Origin of the sequence: Streptomyces ortus (assembly GCF_026341275.1) — a bacterium.
Taxonomy (GTDB): Bacteria; Actinomycetota; Actinomycetes; order Streptomycetales; family Streptomycetaceae; genus Streptomyces; species Streptomyces ortus.
Window position 1 is genome coordinate 2,075,589 of sequence record NZ_JAIFZO010000002.1, and the last position, 18,415, is coordinate 2,094,003.

The following is an 18,415-nucleotide window of genomic DNA, read 5'->3' on the forward strand; positions in this document are numbered from 1 at the left end:
GAACGAGTGAGACGGAGTCCGGTGGACGAGCCGGTTCAGGCCTGTTCGTCCGCCAGTTCCGCCACGCCCGTCACCCGGTGCAGCGGATACGTCCGGACCTCGTCCGCGGTGTGGTCGTACGCCGTGACGAAACCGCCCTCCACCCGGACGGGGGCGATGACGCGCTGGCTGGCGGCGCCCTCGGCGTTCACGTAACCGATCCACAGGGTGCCGCCGGTGAGGACGGCGGCCTGCATGGTGGCGAGGGTCTCGGCGGGGGTGGTGCGCGGGAGGGTGCCGCTCCGGCCGCCGCCGGAGGAGCCGGAGTCGGCGGAGGTGCCGGCGGCATCCGAGGCGGACGGCTTGCGCGGGGTCGTGGAGGCCAGGTCGCCCGCGCGGATGGCCCGGATGGCGGCGCCCAGCAGGGTGGTGTCGGGGGCCGGCGGACCGTCGGGGACCGGCTCGGGCGCCGTGCGCGGGGGTGTGCGGTGCGCGTGCGCGCGGGTGATCAGCACATCGCCCTCGGCGGACTCGGCGGCCGGCGCGAAACCCATCGCGCGCAACCCTTCGAGGAGCGTGGCCGGATCGGCCTGGGCGGCCAGCACCGTGGGCGCGAGACGCCGCAGCCGCAGGCCCTGCGACCGCTTGTCGGCGATGATCTCGTTCAGGACCGCGTCGTCGTCGCAGCGCACGTACGCCGACGCCGCGCCGATCCGCAGATGGCCGTGCCGGCGCGCCACGTCGTCGATCAGGTAGGCGAGGGGCTGCGGGACCGGCGTACGGGAGTGGGCGGCGAGGAACGCCTGGAGGTCGGAGGCCGAGCGGCCCGCGTCCAGGGCCCGGCGGACCGAGCCCGGTGTGAAGCGGTAGACCGTCGCCCCGCCCTTCGACTCCACGTCCGCGAGGACGTCCAGCACGTCGGCCAGCGGGCGGCGCAGCGGACCCGGGGCCACCGCCGTCAGGTCCGCCTGGAGCAGGACGTGGTCGAGGGGTTCCGGAAGAAGTGGCGCCAGCAGCCGGCCAGCCAGCGCGGCGGCGGAGGCCACCTCGGCGGGAGAGCGGGGCTCCGGCGCGGGCGCCGGGTGGTGAGGGAAGGGATGGAGAGGGCGGTGATGATGCACGGGGAGCTTGTCACCGGCTCCTGCGCCGGGCCTGGTACCGGAGACCGCACCGGATCCTGCGGCGGATCCCGCGGTGGGTGCGGACGCGGGGGCGGGTGTGCCGGGGGGTGCGCCCATGAGCGCCCGGCCGTGCGCGGACAGCGCGCCCCTGCCGGTGATCCCCAGGGACTCGGCCTCGGTCAGCGTCCACCGGGCGATACGGGACCGCAGGTCGTCCGCGGAGGCGGCGCCGCGCAGGGCCCGCTCCCAGTGCAGGCGGGCGACGACGGCGTCGGGGGACGTGGAGCCGCCCTCGGGCAGCGCGGCGAGGAGCGAGAGGACCCGGTGCCGGACCTCGGGCGCCGCCGAGCGGTCCAGGCCGGGGCCGAGCGCCGCCAGCGTGCGCTCCTTGGTGTCGCGTCCGCCGACCACGCCCGCCGTGCGGGTCGCCGACAGCCACGCCGTGGCCAGCCGCGTCCAGCGTTCGGCCGCCGGGAGTTCCAGCCACTCGTCGTAGGCGGGCGTCGCCGCGTACCGCTCGTCGGCCTCGCCGTCCGTGGCCAGCAGGCCCGCCGCGTAGGCGAGTTCCACCCAGAAGGCGGCGACCGGCTCCGGTACGTCCAGGGCCACGGCCGTCCGCTTCAGGTCGCGCACGCTCAGACCGCCCGCGCGCAGCACGGACGGGCCGCCCTCGTCCCAGTCCTTCAGCAGCTCCTCGACGGTGGCGAGCGCGGTGTACGCCTGTCCGGCCGCCGTGCTGTCCACAACCTGTGGACGGTGTACGGAGGTGGGCTCGACCGGCGGAGGGAGCGGTTCCGTCCTCCGGTGTGCCCGTCCCGCCCGCAGATGGAGGGCCACCTCGCGGGGCAGGACCACCGTGCCGGGCGCCGTCGGCAGCAGCAGTCCGCGGTCCAGGAGCCAGCGCAGCCGGGGCGCGGGATCGGCGGTCACCTGACCGTACGGCGGCCCCCAGAGCAGCCGTGAAAGGACCTCTAGCGAGTCCGGCGGGGCCGAGTCGAGCAGGGCGGACATCCGGGCGCGGTCGGTGAAGAGCGCCGTGAGCGACTCCGTCGCGGACACCGCGTCGTGCGTGGTGGGCAGTCCGGCGGCGGTGAGGAGTTCCTGGATCCGGCCCGGGGACATGCCCGCGGTGGCCTCCGCGACCGTCGGGCCGAGCCCCGTCGGGGAGGGGTGCTGCGGCGAGGGCGCGAGCAGTTCGCGGGCCGTGCGCACCAGCCGGAGCCGGTCGTCCGAGCCCCACACCAGTGCCTGCTCACGCAGGACGGCCACGGCACGCGGCAGCGCCTCGACGACCACCGGATCGCCGGCGTCGCCCGCCAGCAGGTCCTGGAGCGTGCCGTACGGGGCTGGTTCCGGGGCCACGGCCAGTGCCTCCGCGGTCTGCAGGGCGAACCGGTCCAGGCGCTCCAGGGCCCGGATCACGGAGGCGCGCGTACCGGCCCGGGTGGCCAGCTGGGTCAGGTCGGTCGGTACGGGAGTGATGAGGTCCGGGCGGGCCCGCAGCAGCGCGGACAGGGAGGAGTCGTCGCGGGCCCGCAGGTCCTCCGCGAGGGAACGAGGGTGTGCCCCGGCGTGGGCGGGCCCCTCCGCGGACGCCCCGCCGGGCTCCTCTGACGACTGCTCCTGGACGCTCATCCGATCCACGGTAGCGGGTGGGCCCCCGCCGCCGTTCCCGTTGGCGTGCGCCACGGCCGTGCCGGGGCCCGCCGCCGGCGGCGGGCGCGGTACCGTCGGTCGCACGGGAAATCGCAACGTGGGCGTCCCGGAGGGGACTTCGTGGGGATCGAGAGCGACCAGCTCGTATTCGACTATCTGAGCCGGGTGGGCGACCTGGCCCAGCAGAGGCAGCTGCCGTCGGGGACGCGGATGCGGCTCGTGTCCGAGCTGCGCGGCGAGATCGACCGGCGCCGCACGAAGGCGACGCTCGACAGTCCGGCCGCGGTGCGCCGCATCCTCGACCGCATCGGCAGCCCGGAGTCGGTGGTCGAGGCCGCCAACGCCGGGCCCGACGGCGGCGCGGGCCGCTCCACCGGCCGGGACAAGGGCGCCGACACGACCCCGTCCCCCTCATTCCCGACGGCCCCCTCGTCCTCGGGGGAGCGGTCCGCCGTCCCCGCGCAGCGCGACGGCGGACCCGCGGCCCGGCCCAGGCGCCTGCGCCGCGCGGTGCCCCGGCCGCGTTCGGCCCACCCTGAGCTCGCCGAGACGGAACCGACGGGGATGGTCGGCTCCACGCCCACCCCGCCGCACCTCGCCAGCACGGAGGAGCTGGGCACCGGGCCTCAGCCCGACTGGTGGCGGGTGGAGAGCGGCCCGTTCGGGGCGACGGACAGCGTGCCGGGGTTCACGGGCGGCGTGGAGATCCCGGAACTGTTCAAGCCGCCACCGATCGACGAACCCGACAAGCGGGACGAGCAGGACAAGCAAGGCAAGCGGGACGATCAGGCCAAGTCCGGTGCGGCAGTGGTGGAGGTGGTCGAGAACCCCGGGCCGACCGGGCGCGTACGCCGGCGTTACGTACCCCGCCTGCGCCCCCTCGGCGGCGGGGGCGGCGGTGGCGGCGGCTGGTCCAACCCTCTTCTCCTGCTCGCCGCCGCCCTCCTGGTCGCCGGCGCGGTCATCGGCAACCTCGTCATGCTGGGCCTCGGCTGGCTCATCGCCTACCTCTCGCGCCGCCTGACTCCCACCGAGGCGAAGTGGGCCGTGCTCGTCGTGCCCGGCCTCGTCGCCGCTGGGGGCATCGCCTGGATCTGGGGCCGCAAGGAGGGGCGTTGGGGCGAGCCCATTCCGCAGGACCGGATGAGCGACGCGATCGCCGAGACCTGGCCGTGGGTCCTGCGCGGCGCGGCCGTCGCCTCGGCGCTGTACCTGGTGTGGCGCTCGCAGCGCCGACGGTAGTGACGGCACCCGCACAATGGCTCATATGACTTCTCGTGTGCTGACCGTCGGCTTCGACCTCGATATGACCCTCATCGACTCCCGGCCCGGGATCCGTGCCTGTTACCAGGCGCTCTCGGCGCGGACGGGGACCTTCATCGACGCCGATCTGGCCGTCACCCGGCTCGGGCCGCCGCTCGCGGAGGAGTTGGTCAACTGGTTTCCGGCCGAGGAGGTCGCGGCCGTGGCGGATGTCTACCGCGAGATGTATCCCACCCACGCCATCGCCCCGACGCCCGCGATGACCGGCGCCCGCGAGGCGATGGCCGCGGTACGGGCCGCGGGGGGCCGGGCGATCGTCGTCACCGCCAAGTACGAGCCGAACGCCAAGCTGCATCTCGGTCATCTCGGCATCGACGCCGACGCGGTCGTCGGCGACCTGTGGGCCGAGCGCAAGGCGGAGGCGTTGCGCGAGTACGACGCGGACGTCTACGTGGGCGACCACACCGGCGACGTGCGCGGCGCGCGGACCGCCGGAGCCCTGTCCGTCGCGGTGGCCACCGGCCCGTGCGACGAGGAGGAACTGCGCGCGGCCGGCGCCGACGTCGTCCTCAAGGACCTGCTGGAATTCCCGGCCTGGCTGACGACATGGTCCGCGGCCCGCCGGTAGTCGGTCACGAACGTCCGCGTGCCTGCCGGCGGCCGTCGGCGATCGACTGGAACACCCCCGCTCCCGCGATGAGGAATCCGACGCCCATCAACATGCTCAGACCGAACATGTACGTAGGAAAGGGCGTCGTGTCGAGCAGCAGCGGGGCCACGGTGACCAGAGTGGCCACAGCTCCGACGAAGAACACGATGGCACCGGCACGGATGAGCCGTTCTCCGGCCGCGGCGGAATTCGCTTGGGTTTTGTCACGCACTCCACCAGGGTAGTTCCCTGCCCGGAGGAACAATCCGGCGACGTCTTGTCAGCAGCCGCCGGACCATTAGCCTTGGTACCGGCGGGTCCGACGACCCGCTGTAGTGCTGTACGGACCTGTTTCCCGAGCAGTTTTCAGCCGAAGTCTTGAAGTCTTTCCGACGCAGTTTCCGACGATTACGAGGACGAGGACAGACGTGCCTACCGGCAAGGTCAAGTGGTTCAACAGTGAGAAGGGCTTCGGCTTTCTCTCCCGCGACGACGGCGGCGACGTCTTCGTTCATTCCTCGGTCCTGCCCGCCGGAGTCGATGTTCTCAAGCCGGGGCAGCGGGTGGAGTTCGGTGTGGTCGCCGGACAGCGCGGTGACCAGGCACTCTCGGTGACGCTCCTGGACCCCACGCCCTCGGTGGCGGCCGCCCAGCGCCGCAAGCCGGACGAACTGGCTTCCATCGTCCAGGATTTGACGACCCTCCTGGAAAACATCACGCCGATGCTGGAGAGGGGCCGCTACCCCGAGAAGACATCGGGCAAGAAGATCGCGGGCCTGCTGCGCGCGGTGGCGGACCAGTTGGACGTGTAGCGCGCGGCAGGGGCGCGGGGGTGTGAAGCGGTAACAGACCTCTCTGCCGGGACCTTCCGGCCGGGAAATCCCGGCCGGGAAATCCGGCCGGGGGCCGTCAGGGGAAGTCCAGCGCCCCCGGCCCGAGCGCCGGAACGAGTCCCTCGGCCGCCGCTCGGGTGAGGAGGCCGCGGACCGCCGCGTAGCCGTCCTCGCCCAGGTCCGCCGTGAACTCGTTGACGTACAGGCCGATGTGCTGGTCGGCGACCGACGCGTCCATCTCCTGCGCGTGCTCCAGCACGTACGCCCGTGAGGTCTCGGGGTCGTCCCAGGCGGCCCGCACGGAGGCGCGGGCGGACTCGGCGAGCAGCCGCAAGGTCTCCTCGCCCAGCGCCCGGCGGGCGATGATTGCGCCCAGCGGGATCGGCAGGCCCGTCGTCCGCTCCCAGTGCTCGCCCATGTCGGCGAGCTTGTGCAGACCGTAGTTCTGGTAGGTGAAGCGGGCCTCGTGGATGACCAGCCCGGCGTCCACCTTCCCGTCCCGTACCGCGGGCATGATCTCGTGGAACGGCATCACCACGATCTCGCCGACCCCGCCCGGCACCGTGTCCGCGGCCCACAGGCGGAACAGCATGTACGCGGTCGACCGCTCGCTCGGTACGGCGACCGTGCGGCCGGTGAGGTCCACGCCCGGCTCCCGGGTGAGGACCAGCGGCCCGCAGCCCCGCCCCAGGGCGCCCCCGCAGGGCAGCAGGGCCCATTCGTCCAGGACGTATGGCAGGACGGCGTACGACACCTTCAGGACGTCGAACTCGCCGCGCTCGGCCATGCCGTTGGTGATGTCGATGTCCGCGAAGGTCACGTCGAGCCCGGGCGCTCCGGGGATCCGGCCGTGCGCCCAGGCGTCGAAGACGAAGGTGTCGTTCGGACAGGGCGAGTACGCGATCCGCAGCGGCCCGGCCTGCGAATCCGCCGAGGTCTGGGAGGTCTGGGGGGACTGCGAGGGTTCAGTCAGTGACGTCATGTGGGTTCCAACTCTCCAGTACGGGCGCAAGCTTCCCGAACGCGCCGGTGAGTGCCGCGAGGGCCTCGCCGATCCGCCAGGCGGCGCGGTCCCGGGGGCCCACGGGATTGGACACGGCACGGATCTCCAGGACGGGGACGCCGTGCGCCGCGGCGGCCTCCGCCACCCCGAAGCCCTCCATGGCCTCGGCGAGCGCCCGCGGGTGGCGCCGGCGCAGTTCCGCGGCGCGCGCGGCGCTGCCGGTCACCGTGCTGACGGTCAGGACGGACCCCTGACGTGCTCCGGTGACGGCCGCGATCTCTCGTACGAGTGAATCCGGCGGCCGGTGGGTGACGGCTCCGAACCCCAGTTCGGTGACGGGCGCGTAGCCGTCGGGGGTCTCGGCGCCGAGGTCGGCGACGGTGATGTCGTCGGCGAGGACGAGCGAGCCGACGGGGGCCCCGGGCTGGAACCCGCCGCCGATACCGGCGGAGACGACCACGTCGTACGGCTCACCGGTCAGCGCGGCCGACGTGAGCGCGGCTGCGGTCGACGCGGCGGCAGCGGCCGGTCCGACGCCGCCGGCGAGCAGGTCGAGGACGAGGCCGTGGCTCTCCGCCGGGAACGCCACCCTGCTCAGGGCCGCTCCCGGCACCGGGTGCGCCGACGCCGGTGCCGTGAACGCCGCGGCCACCGCGTCCCGTTCGGCGGGGACGGCGGTGGTTACGAGGACACGCATGAGCGGCGCTCCATGGGGGCCATGAGGACCGGGCGGCTCAGCGGTGGCTCAGGCGTCCGCGTTCTCGAGCTTGAAGTTCCAGACACCCTGGACCTGTGTACCGGTCTTGTTCTGCTGGACGACGCTGATGTAGATCGTCTTCGGTGCGGCCTGGCCCGACTGCTCGGCGAAGAGGTCGACGCCCTCGAAGGCGTAGTACGTCTTCTTGAAGGGGGACGTGACCTGTTCGCCGTTGAGCCACAGGGCCCAGCCCTCGTCGGCGATCTCCGGGTCGACACCGATGCGCAGCGTCTCACCCTGCGAGACGCTGATCGTGTCGGAGGACTTCTTGAGGGCGCACTTGGTCGCTTCCTCCTTGCCGATGGTCTTGCCGTCCTCGTAGCACTCGGCCTCGACACTGACCGAGTTCTTGCCGACCGTGACGGTGGCCATCGGCGTCGGCTTGTCGCAGGCGGACAGCACGAGAAGTCCGGCGGAAACGGCACTTGCGGCGGCGACGGCGCGGCGACGGCGCGCAAGGGGACGCTGGGAGCTCATGGCCGAAGGTTATCGGGCGGGTCCCGCGGCCCGGCCATGTGGGTGCGCTACGCGGCGTGCCGCGGGTGCGGATCACCCCGGCGAGCGGGTGGCGACCGGACGGCCTGACCCCGGACGGCCTGCCCCCCGGACGACCTGACCCCCGGGACGGCCTGACCCCCGGGACGGCCTGACCACCGGACGGCCGAACCGCTCAGGCCAGGTGCGCGTGGTGTCGTCCGCCGTGCCGGGCCGCGCTCAGCAGTCCGCGGACCGTGGTGAGCCAGCCGACGGCGATGATCGTGGCGGCCACCGCCATCCCGAGCGTGCCGTTGAGCGGCAACGCGATCCCGATCGCCCCGCCGACCACCCAGGACATCTGCAGAAGCGTCTCGGAGCGCGCGAACGCGGACGTCCGCACCAGTTCCGGTACGTCCCGCTGGATCAGCGCGTCCAGGGACAGCTTGGACAGCGCCTGGGCGAAACCGGCGAACGCCGCGAGCACCGCCACCAGCAGCACCCCGAAGAAGACCGCCGCCGTGATCGCCACGCCGAGTACCACCGCGACCACGGTGACGATGATCAGTTCGGGTGCCCGGGATCTCAGGGCCGCCCCGACCGCCGTGCCCAGCGCGTTGCCCACGCCCGCCGACACGCCGACGACCGTCAGCGAGACCGCCGCGCTGGCGCCCGCGAGGGGGTGTTCGCGCAGCAGGAAGGCCAGGAAGAAGATCAGGAACCCGGACAGGCCGCGCAGCGCGGCGTTCGCGGCGAGCGCGTGCGTGACCGCCGTGCCGACCGTCCGCAGACCCGGGCGCTTGGACTGTTTGAGGTGCGGGCCGTGCAGGTGCTGCTCGTCCGCGGCCAGCAGGGCCTTGTCCTCGCCCTTGGCCGAGTCGACCTTGTGCGGCAGGGAGAACGACAGGAACGTACCCGCCACGAAGATCAGGAAGGCGCCGTAGAGCGGGTAGCGGGGGCCGAGGGCCTGCAGGCCCGCGCCGATCGGGGCCGCCACGCCCGTCGCGAGCAGGCCGCCGAGCGTGACCCGTGAGTTCGCCTTGACCAGGGAGAACGCGGGTGGCAGCAGCCGGGGCACCACGGCGCTTCTGACCACGCCGTACGCCTTCGAGGCCACCAGGACGCCGAGGGCCGCCGGGTACAGCTCGATGCTGCCCGTGACGACCGCGCCCGACAGCAGCAGGGCCATGAACGCGCGCGCTATGAACGCGCCGGCCATCGCGGCGCGCCGGCCGTGCGGGAGGCGGTCCAGGAGAGGGCCGATGACCGGGGCGAGCAGGGTGAAGGGGGCCATCGTGATCGCCAGGTAGAGCGCCACCCGGCCGCGCGCCTCGTCCGTGGGGACCGAGAAGAAGACCGTGGAGGCGAGCGCGACGGTGATCAGCATGTCGCCGGCGCCGTTCACCCCGTGCAGTTCGATCAGTTTGCCGAGGCCCGACTCGCCCGCGCCGTGCGCGTGTGTCGCTTTTCTGATGCCTCTCGCCGTACCGCTGAACGGCAGGCGCAGGGCATGCCCGACGGAACGGACGGCCCCGCGCACCGGGCCCGTTCCGCTCTTGCCTTCTGCCCCGGCCGCACCGATTCCGGTGACGCCCTGGGGCGACCTCGCGGCTGCCACTCCGCAATAGTGCCCCGAGAACGGGGGAAGTAGCGCAGTTACCGCCCGTATAGCGGCTGAGTGGGGGCGCTGGACCGGGTGCCGGACGTGCGCGAAGGGCGCGCGAAGGATGCGTGAGGGGTGTGCGGAGGATGCGCGGAGAATGCCCCGCGCACCGGCCGCGAACGCCCCGCACGGCCGGGCTGCGGCGGGCCGTGCACCCGGTCGGGGCAACGCCGCGACAGCCTGAGGGCAACGCCGGTGTAGGCCCAGCGCCGACGAGACGGTAGCGTGCGTAACGCGCCCGCGGCGGTTGTTCTCGGCCGCGCGCCTCTCGGTCATCCCGCAGAATGGATGACGTAGGTGCGCCCGAGTGCGATCGGGCGCGGACGTCGACGCGGCCCTCCGGTCCGCTCCGTCCGCACCCCCGTCGAGGGATGGCGCACTCGTGAGACGGCGTAGGAGAGAAGCGATACCTGTGAGCGCGACAACGCGAAGCCGAACCCCCGACCGTCTGTGTGCCGAGGCAGTGGACCTCGCCCGGGCCGCCGCCGAGGAGGCCGCCGCTCCCGGCGTGGTGGGTGAGCACGCGGGACTGGTCAGCGAAGGGGACCGCGTCGTCACGCACTTCTTCGAGTGCAAGGAGATGGGCTACCGCGGGTGGCGGTGGGCCGTGACGGTGGCCCGGGCCTCCCGGGCGAAGGTCGTCACCCTGAACGAGACCGTGCTGCTGCCGGGCGCCGACGCCCTGCTGGCGCCCGAGTGGGTGCCATGGAGCGAGCGGCTGCGGCCGGGGGACATGGGTCCCGGGGACCTGCTGCCCACGGACGCGGAGGATCTGCGTCTGGAGCCCGGCTACTCCGGCGAGGACGAGCCCGCTCCGAACGCGCCGATCTCCGAGGAGATGGCCCAGCTGGCCGAGGCGGAGGACGCGGAGATCACACCGCAGGCGCCGGCCGCGCTGCCGCTCGTGCCGTCCCGCGGGTCGATCGCGTCCGTGGCCGAGGAGCTGGGGATGCGGCGGGCGCGTGTGCTGTCCCGGTACGGGCTGCATGTCGCGGCGGACCGGTGGGAGGAGTCGTACGGGGCGAAGACCGCGATGGCGCAGGCCGCTCCCGCGACGTGTGTCAGCTGTGGGTTCCTCAATCCCATCGGCGGGTCGCTCGGACAGGCGTTCGGTCTGTGCGCGAATGAGTTCTCGCCCGCGGACGGCCGGGTGGTGGCGCTGTCCTACGGATGCGGAGGGCATTCCGAGGCGGCGGTCATGCCCGCGCCCCCGCGGCCCGCGCCGCCGGTGATCGACGAGACCCGGATGGATCCGTTCCCGCTGCGGCCCGCGCCGGATTCGGGTTCTGTCCCGGCGGGGGCGGACGGCTCCGCGTCGGAGTACGGCCACAGCTAACCTGCGGCCGGCGGGGCGTATGTGTCTGATCGTGCGGCCCCCCATCCCCCGAAGCCAAAAGATCGCGCAGTTCCCCGCGCCCCTGAAGGGGCGCGGGGAACTGCGCGACAAGCCCCACTCACCCGCCCCCGGCGAACCCGCGGAGCCACCCCTTCCACCCCGGCCCCCTGCCGAGGGACCCGCGCGGTACCTTCTTGCGGCGACCGGCCGATGCGCGCGGGCGTACGACGATGAGGGAGTGTCAAGCGTGAGCAACTTCGTGCGGCCGGCTGCCGAGGGCGCGGATCCGTTCGGGACGGCCCGGCTGCGACGCGGGGTGCTGGACGCCTGGGCGACCAGTCCGGCACGGTTCCGCGAGGACGCCAACTCCGAGGAGGACCTCGTCCTCGGCGGCTACCGCGACCGCCTCGTCGTCGAACTCGCCCAGAACGCCGCCGACGCCGCCTCCCGCGCCGGCGTCCCCGGCCGCCTGCGCCTGACCCTGCGCGACGGAGTCCTCGCCGCCGCCAACACCGGCGCCCCCCTGGACGCCACCGGCGTCGAATCCCTCTCCACCCTGCGCGCCTCCGCCAAGCGCGACGAGAGCGACAGCGCGGTCGGCCGCTTCGGCGTCGGCTTCGCGGCCGTCCTCGCCGTGACCGACGAACCCGCCCTGCTGGGCAGGCACGGCGGCGTCCGCTGGTCCCTCGCCGAGGCCCGCGACCTCGCCACCGACATCGCCCGCCACAGCCCCGGCCTCGGGGACGAGGTACGCCGCCGCGACGGCCACGTACCCCTGCTCCGGTTGCCGTTCGCGGCCGAGGGCTCCGCGCCGGACCCGTACGACAGCGTCGTCGTCCTGCCGCTGCGGGACCCCGCCGCCGAGGCGCTCGCGGAACGGCTCCTCGACGGTGTCGACGACGCCCTGCTGCTCGCCCTGCCCGGCCTGGCGGAAGTGGTCGTCGAGAGCGGCGACGGCAGCGTACGGACCGTCCGGCGGCGCACCGAGGACGACGGCGGCGGTGTGGTCGTCGAGGACTCCCGCGACGGGACGACCCGCTGGCGCACCGTCTCCGCGCACGGACCCCTGGAGCCCGCCCTGCTCGCCGACCGGCCCGTCGAGGAGCGCCTGCGCCCCCACTGGTCGGTCACCTGGGCCGTCCCGGTCGACGCCGACGGCACCCCGGGCCGCCCCCGCACGGGCCCCGTCGTGCACGCGCCCACCCCCAGCGACGAACCCCTCGGCGTACCCGCGCTGCTCATCGCCTCCCTCCCGCTCGACACCACCCGCCGCCATGCCGCCCCCGGCCCGCTGACCGACTTCCTGGTGCAGCGCGCGGCGGAGGCGTACGTCGAACTGCTCGCCGCCTGGCGGCCCGTGACCGCCGGGATCATCGACCTGGTGCCGGGGCCGCTCGGCAAGGGCGAACTGGACGGGGCCCTGCGCCAGGCGATCCTCGAACGGATGCCGCGCACCGCCTTCCTGCCGCCCGCGGCTGAGCCGGCCGGCGGGGCCGATGCCGATGCCGACGCGGCCGTGGACACCGCCGCAGACCCGGACGGCGCTCTCGATGTCCCCTCCGACCGGCCCGAGGCCCTGCGCCCCCGCGACGCCGAGGTGGTGGAGGGGGCGGGCGCCGAGACCGTACGGGTGCTCGCGGAGGTGCTGCCCAGCCTGCTGCCCGCCGGGCTCGAACGGCGGGCCGAACTGCGCACCCTGGGGGTCGCGCGGGTCCCGCTGGCCGAGGCGGTCGACCGGCTCGCGGGCCTGGAGAAGGCCCCTGAGTGGTGGCGGCGCCTGTACGACAGCCTGGCCGGAGTCGACCCCGACCGGCTGTCCGGGCTGCCGGTGCCGCTGGCCGACGGCCGGACGACGATCGGCCCCCGCCAGGTCCTGCTGCCCACCGCCGACGGGGCCGCGACCACCAGCGGCGTCGCCCCCGACGCCCTCGCCCGGCTCGGTCTCAAGGTCGCCCATCCGGACGCCGTCCATCCGCTCCTGGAGAAGCTGGGCGCCCTGCCCGCCACCGCGCGGGCCGTCCTGACCACCCCGCAGGTCCGGGCCGCCGTCGCCGGCTCCCTCGACGACGACCGGGGTGCCTGGGACGACGACACGTCCCCCGACGCCGAGGAACTGGCGGACACCGTCCTCGCGCTCGTCCGGGACGCCGACCTCGAACCCGGCGACGAACCCTGGCTCGGCGCCCTCGCGCTCCCCGACGACGAGGGCGAACTCGTCCCGGCGGGCGAACTCGTTCTGCCCGGCAGCCCCTTCGCCCAGGTGATGCGCGAGGACGAGCTCGCCTCCGTCGACACCGAACTCGCCGAACGCTGGGGCGAGCAGCCGCTCGCCGCCTGCGGTGTCCTGGCGAACTTCCAGCTCGTACGCGCCACGGACGTCGTCCTCGACCCCGACGAACTGGAGCCCAGGGACGGCGACTTCGCCGAACCCGACGACGCCGGGCTGCTCGACGCCGTGGACGTGTGGTGCGAGGACGCCCTGGACGGGCTGCCGGAGTCACCCGTGCCGCCCGTCGCCACGGAGATCGTCGCCGTGCGCGACCTCGACCTCGTGGACGACGACCGCTGGCCCGAGGCCCTGGCCCTGCTCTCCCGCCCGCCGCTGCGGGACGCCCTCACCCAGCCGGTCCGCGTCCTGCTGCCGGACGGCACGCACGAGATCATCCGCTCCTACACCGCCTGGTGGCTGCGCGGGCACCCCGTCCTCGACGGCCGCCGCCCGGCGGGCCTGCGCGCCGAGGGCGGCGACCCGCTCCTGCACGGCCTGTACGACGCCGCCGACGCGGCCGGTTTCGACGACGAGCAGGTGCTGCGGGCCCTCGGCGTCCGTACGTCCGTGGCCGCGCTGCTCGCCGAACCGGGCGGCGGCGCCGAACTGCTCGACCGGCTCGCCGACCCCGACCGCGAGGTCTCGGCGTCCCAGCTGCACGCCCTGTACGGCGCGCTGGCGGACCTCGATCCCGAGCAGGTGACCCTGCCGGACGAGGTGCGGGCCGTGGTGGACGGCGAGGTGCGGGTCGTGGACGCGGCCGACGCCGTGGTCGTCGACTCGCCCGATCTGCTGCCCTTCACCGCGGGCACGCCCCTGCTCCCGGTACCGCCGTCCCGGGCCGCCGACCTGGCCGAACTGTTCCAGGTCCGGCGGCTGAGCGAGTCCGTCACGGGCGAGGTGACCAGCGAGGGCGCGGAACACGACGTACCGGAGTCCGTACGGGTTCTGCTGGGCTCCTCGACCCCCGCGACCTATGTCGAGCACGAGGAACTGGTCGTCGACGGCACCGAACTCGACTGGCGCCGCACCCGTGACGGGGTGCTGCACGCGGCCACGCTGGAGGGCGTCGCCGCGGGCCTGGCGTGGGCGGCCGGTCAGTGGCCCCGCCGTTTCGAGGTCGCGGCCCTGCTGGAGGACCCGTCCAGGACGGAGGAACTGGCGCGGGACCGCTGGTTCGACTGAGGGTCTGGAGAGTTCGGCCGAGGGTTTGGAGCGCCCCGAACGAGGGTCGGGCGGGGCGCTCTGCGGGGGAGTTGATCACGAGTTCGCAAAACCTTCACGATCCGTACAACCATTCGCCCCCGTTCGGAATCTGATCACCTGAGTCAACAGACTCTCGATCACTCGGGCCCCAGCGTGCCGACCTACCGTCGGGGCCCCTTTCTCCATCAGGGGAACGCATGCGTATACGTGCCACCGTGGCCGCCGTCACCGGCGCCCTGGCTCTTTCCGCCTTCGCCGTGCCCGCCGCGCAGGCGGACGACTCCGCGATCACGCGCGAGGACACCGCGAAGGTCCTCGACGCCGCTCACGCCGCCGCCGCCAAGTCCGGCTCCCGGGCCGCCGCCGCGGCGGTCGACGCGCCGTACGCGCTCGACGCGAGCGTCTCGAACGTGAAGATCAACAACGGCAAGGCCATCGTGGCCGGCACCACCAAGCAGGTCACCGTCCCGACGACGTTCACGCTGAAGCACGGCGCCGAGGTCGACATCAACGCCGCCGACTTCTTCGTCGACGTCGAGATCTACAAGGGTTCCTACGAGGAGCCGGAGAACATCCTGGTCGGCGACGACTGGCCGACCTGTGTGGCCGTCACCTCCACGACCGCCTCCTGCAAGGCCACCATCGACGTGCGTCCCGGCGACGGCGAGCTGTGGAACTCCGACGCCGGTGCGTGGTCGGCCAACGCCTACGCGATCGCCTTCAACGGCGAGGACCCGTCCGCCGCCGACTACGACATCACCAAGGTCGGGTACGCGGAGCAGTCCAAGGTCGGCAGCACCAAGGTGCAGCGCTACTCCAAGCTCTCCGTGAACGCCTCCCCGGAGCCGGTGAAGAAGGGCAAGACCATCACGGTCACGGGTGCCCTGACCCGCGCGAACTGGGACACGTTCAAGTACGCGGGCTACACCGTCCAGCCGGTGAAGCTCCAGTTCAAGAAGAAGGGCACGTCCACGTACGTGGACGTCAAGACCGTCAAGTCCGGCACCAAGGGTGCGCTGAAGACCACGGTCAAGGCCGCGTCCGACGGCTACTTCCGGTACAACTTCGCGGGTACGTCGACGACTCCGGCGGTCAAGGCCGCGGGCGACTTCGTGGACGTGAAGTAACCTTCCGCTCCACCGCACCCCCCGACGGGCGCGGGTGAGTCGTGGCTGATTGCGCCGTTCCCCGCGCCCCTCAAGGGGCGCGGGGAACGGCGCAATCTTTTGTCTTTCGGTCCGCGCTACACGGGGAAGCGGCGGTCCACCCACTTCCACCCCAGTTCGAGGACCCCGGCCCCCACCACCGCCACCCCGACGGCAGTCCACGGCATCGTGGCCCCCACCAGCTTCAGCGCGAAGAACGACTGCAGCCACGGCACCACCAGCACCAGCAGGAAACCGAGCCCCATCGCGGCCACCAGACACACCCGCCACCACGTGTACGGCCGCGCGATGATCGCCAGCACCCACATCGACACCAGGAACAGCGTCAGCGTCGCCGCGCTCGTCTCCGCGTCCAGCGCCCCCTCACCGGAATAGTGGTGCCGCGCGAGCAGGTACGTTGTGAAGGTCGCCAGCCCCGCCACCACCCCGCCCGGGATCGAGTACCGCATCACCCGGCGGACGAAGTGCGGCCGGGCCCGTTCCTTGTTGGGCGCGAGCGCCAGGAAAAACGCCGGCACGCCGATCGTCAGCGTCGACAGCAGCGTCAAGTGCCGCGGCAGGAACGGGTACTCCACCTGGAAGCACACCACCAGCACCGCGAGCAGCACCGAGTACACCGTCTTGACCAGGAACAGCGTGGCGACCCGGGTGATGTTCCCGATCACCCGGCGGCCCTCCGCGACCACCGAGGGCAGCGTCGCGAAGCTGTTGTTCAGCAGCACGATCTGGGCGACCGCCTTGGTGGCCTCCGAGCCCGAACCCATCGCGACACCGATGTCGGCGTCCTTGAGGGCGAGCACGTCGTTCACCCCGTCGCCGGTCATCGCCACCGTGTGCCCGCGCGACTGGAGCGCGCCCACCATCTCCCGCTTCTGCTGCGGCGTGACCCGCCCGAACACCGAGCCCCGGTCCAGCGCCTCGGCCATCTCCTCCCGCTCGGCGGGCAGCCGGCGCGCGTCGACCGTGGCGGAGGCACCGGGCAGACCGAGTTTGGCGGCGACCGCGCCCACCGACACGGCGTTGTCGCCGGAGATCACCTTGGCGCGTACGTCCTGCTCGTCGAAGTACCGCAGGGTGTCCGCGGCGTCGGGCCGCAGCCGCTGCTCCAGGACGACGAGCGCGGCGGGCCGTGCGCCGTCCTGGACCCGGGGGTCGTCGAGGTCGCGGACGGCACGCGCGAGCAGCAGGACCCGTAGCCCCTGCTCGTTGAGCTGTTCGGTCTCGGCGAGTACGGGGTCGTCGTCGGCCAGCAGCACGTCGGGGGCGCCCAGCAGCCAGGTGGTCACCCGGCCCTCGTCCCCGCCCTCGCCTTCGTCGAAGGACGCCCCGCTGTACTTGCGCGCGGAGGAGAAGGGCAGCGCACCCTCGCGGCGCCAGTTCCCGCTGTCCGGGTAGGCGTCGACGATGGCCTGGAGGGAGGCGTTCGGGCGGGGGTCGGACGCGCCGAGGGCGCCCAGCACTTCGCGTACGTACGCCTCGTCGCCGTCCAGGTCGCCCAGGGGGCGCAGCTCGGTGACGTCCATGCCGCCCTCGGTGAGCGTGCCCGTCTTGTCGAGGCAGACGGTGTCGACGCGGGCCAGGCCCTCGATGGCCGGGAGTTCCTGCACCAGGCACTGTTTGCGGCCGAGCCGGACGACGCCTATGGCGAAGGCGACCGAGGTGAGCAGGACCAGGCCCTCGGGGACCATCGGCACGATGCCGCCGACGGCGCGCGCGATGGAGTCCTTGAAGTCGTTGTCCTTGCTGACCAGTTGCGTGACGGCGAGGCCGATCGCGGCCGGGATCAGCATCCAGGTCACGTACTTGAGGATCGTGGAGATGCCGGTACGCAGTTCGGAGTGGACGAGGGTGAAACGGCTCGCCTCCTCGGCGAGTTGCGCCGCGTACGCCTCGCGGCCCACCTTCGTCGCGGTGAAGGCGCCGCCGCCCGCGACCACGAAGCTGCCCGACATGACCGGGTCGCCGGGCCGTTTGACGACCGGGTCGGCCTCGCCGGTGAGCAGGGACTCGTCGATCTCCAGGCCGTCGGCCTCGGCGCACTCGCCGTCCACGGCGATCTTGTCGCCCGGCCCGATCTCGATCAGGTCGCCCAGCACGATCTCGGAGGTGCCGACGGAGGTGGCGGTGCCGTCCCTGCGGACGGTGGGGCGGGACTCGCCGATCACCGCGAGGGAGTCCAGGGTCTTCTTGGCGCGCAGCTCCTGGATGATGCCGATGCCGGTGTTCGCGAGGATCACGTAGCCGAAGAGGCTGTCCTGGAACGGGGCGACGAACAGCATGATCAGCCAGAGCACGCCGATGATGGCGTTGAACCGGGTGAAGACGTTGGCCCGGACGATGTCGGCGGTGGTGCGGCTGCTGCGTACGGGGACGTCGTTGACCTCACCCCGGGCGACGCGCTCCTCGACCTCGGCGGTGGTCAGTCCCTGCGCGCTCGTGCTTGCGGGCAGGGGGACGGGGTGCACGGGGTCGAGTTCGGCGCCCGCGTCGATGTGGGTCATGTCTTCGACGGTACGGGGGGATATGCGGGTGCACCCGGTGAGTGCGGCAAGATCCGACCAGGGGAGGAGCGGGGATGGTGCCGTGGTAGTACACGGCGGTTCCTCGCGCCCCAAAAGATTGCGCAGTTCCCCGCGCCCCTAGGTACCTAGGGGCGCGGGGAACTGCGCAATCGATCGCAATCGATTAGGGCCACCCCCTACGGTGCGGAGGCCCGCTTGATCGCCGCCTCGCGCCCCCGCACGTACCAGATCCCGATCAACCCCAGCCCCGCCCCCGCGAGACACGTCCACAACCACCACACGTGCCCGTGGTCGTCGAGCCAGCCGTAGAACGGCAGCTGGACCAGGAAGAGGACGAACCAGAGGATCGCACCGCCCGTGACGGTGGCGACCACGGGCCCCTCCAGCGGTTCCGGTGCCTCGTGTGTCGGTGTCCACTTCGCCATGAGGACAGCTTACGAGCAGGCTGGGGACGGACCACAGCTGCCGCGGTCTACGCGCGGAGATAGCGCCAAAGCCGTCATATGTTCATACTGAAT

14 protein-coding genes are annotated in these 18,415 nt (G+C 73.0%); 6 read left to right on the forward strand and 8 right to left on the reverse strand.

Annotation, left to right across the window (positions count from 1 at the left end):
- Positions 1 to 35: 35 nt before the first annotated feature.
- Entirely contained in the window at positions 36 to 2,735 is a 2,700-nt protein-coding gene (locus tag K3769_RS12490; protein WP_267026505.1) for a helicase-associated domain-containing protein, read from the reverse strand.
- 141 nt (positions 2,736 to 2,876) lie between these two features.
- On the opposite strand from K3769_RS12490, the gene K3769_RS12495 reads away from it, so the two are divergent.
- The gene (locus tag K3769_RS12495; protein WP_267026506.1) at positions 2,877 to 3,998 is read left to right on the forward strand and encodes a hypothetical protein; all 1,122 of its coding nucleotides are present in this window, start codon (positions 2,877 to 2,879) and stop codon (positions 3,996 to 3,998) included.
- Between the two features lie 25 nt (positions 3,999 to 4,023).
- Complete coding sequence (locus K3769_RS12500) at positions 4,024 to 4,647, forward strand: HAD family hydrolase (protein ID WP_267026507.1); 624 nt, start codon at positions 4,024 to 4,026, stop codon at positions 4,645 to 4,647.
- A 4-nt stretch (positions 4,648 to 4,651) separates the two neighbouring features.
- On the opposite strand, the gene K3769_RS12505 is transcribed toward K3769_RS12500, so the two are convergent.
- Positions 4,652 to 4,900: a hypothetical protein gene (locus K3769_RS12505; RefSeq protein WP_267026508.1), complete on the reverse strand. Its 249-nt coding sequence runs from the start codon at positions 4,898 to 4,900 to the stop codon at positions 4,652 to 4,654.
- 196 nt (positions 4,901 to 5,096) lie between these two features.
- Between K3769_RS12505 and K3769_RS40700 the strand changes: the two genes are divergently transcribed.
- Positions 5,097 to 5,480 carry a cold-shock protein gene (locus tag K3769_RS40700; protein WP_308216319.1) on the forward strand — a complete coding sequence of 128 codons (384 nt, stop codon included), beginning with the start codon at positions 5,097 to 5,099 and terminating at the stop codon, positions 5,478 to 5,480.
- A gap of 97 nt (positions 5,481 to 5,577) precedes the next feature.
- On the opposite strand, the gene K3769_RS12515 is transcribed toward K3769_RS40700, so the two are convergent.
- The 4 genes from K3769_RS12515 to K3769_RS12530 form a co-directional block, all read right to left on the reverse strand.
- Positions 5,578 to 6,483: a 1,4-dihydroxy-6-naphtoate synthase gene (locus tag K3769_RS12515; protein ID WP_267026509.1), complete on the reverse strand. Its 906-nt coding sequence runs from the start codon at positions 6,481 to 6,483 to the stop codon at positions 5,578 to 5,580.
- The gene (locus K3769_RS12520) at positions 6,467 to 7,201 is read right to left on the reverse strand and encodes a futalosine hydrolase (RefSeq protein ID WP_267026510.1); all 735 of its coding nucleotides are present in this window, start codon (positions 7,199 to 7,201) and stop codon (positions 6,467 to 6,469) included. Before K3769_RS12520 ends, K3769_RS12515 begins: the two co-directional genes overlap by 17 nt.
- 48 nt (positions 7,202 to 7,249) lie before the next feature.
- The gene (locus tag K3769_RS12525; RefSeq protein WP_267026511.1) at positions 7,250 to 7,738 is read right to left on the reverse strand and encodes a hypothetical protein; all 489 of its coding nucleotides are present in this window, start codon (positions 7,736 to 7,738) and stop codon (positions 7,250 to 7,252) included.
- 193 nt (positions 7,739 to 7,931) lie between these two features.
- Complete coding sequence (locus K3769_RS12530; RefSeq protein WP_267026512.1) at positions 7,932 to 9,353, reverse strand: MFS transporter; 1,422 nt, start codon at positions 9,351 to 9,353, stop codon at positions 7,932 to 7,934.
- A 457-nt stretch (positions 9,354 to 9,810) separates the two neighbouring features.
- On the opposite strand from K3769_RS12530, the gene K3769_RS12535 reads away from it, so the two are divergent.
- The 3 genes from K3769_RS12535 to K3769_RS12545 all read left to right on the forward strand — a co-directional run bounded on the left by K3769_RS12535 (position 9,811) and on the right by K3769_RS12545 (position 15,336).
- Entirely contained in the window at positions 9,811 to 10,734 is a 924-nt protein-coding gene (locus K3769_RS12535) for a DUF3027 domain-containing protein (protein WP_267026513.1), read from the forward strand.
- A 247-nt stretch (positions 10,735 to 10,981) separates the two neighbouring features.
- Positions 10,982 to 14,188 carry a sacsin N-terminal ATP-binding-like domain-containing protein gene (locus K3769_RS12540; RefSeq protein ID WP_267026514.1) on the forward strand — a complete coding sequence of 1,069 codons (3,207 nt, stop codon included), beginning with the start codon at positions 10,982 to 10,984 and terminating at the stop codon, positions 14,186 to 14,188.
- Positions 14,189 to 14,406: 218 nt separating this feature from the next.
- Positions 14,407 to 15,336, forward strand: a complete 930-nt coding sequence (locus tag K3769_RS12545; RefSeq protein WP_267026515.1) for a hypothetical protein — start codon at positions 14,407 to 14,409, stop codon at positions 15,334 to 15,336.
- 116 nt (positions 15,337 to 15,452) lie between these two features.
- Here K3769_RS12545 and K3769_RS12550 read toward each other — a convergent pair whose 3' ends face one another.
- Complete coding sequence (locus K3769_RS12550; RefSeq protein ID WP_267026516.1) at positions 15,453 to 17,876, reverse strand: HAD-IC family P-type ATPase; 2,424 nt, start codon at positions 17,874 to 17,876, stop codon at positions 15,453 to 15,455.
- 197 nt (positions 17,877 to 18,073) lie between these two features.
- Positions 18,074 to 18,322, reverse strand: coding sequence for a DUF2530 domain-containing protein (locus K3769_RS12555; RefSeq protein WP_267026517.1), 249 nt, complete (start codon positions 18,320 to 18,322; stop codon positions 18,074 to 18,076).
- Positions 18,323 to 18,415 lie beyond the last annotated feature (93 nt).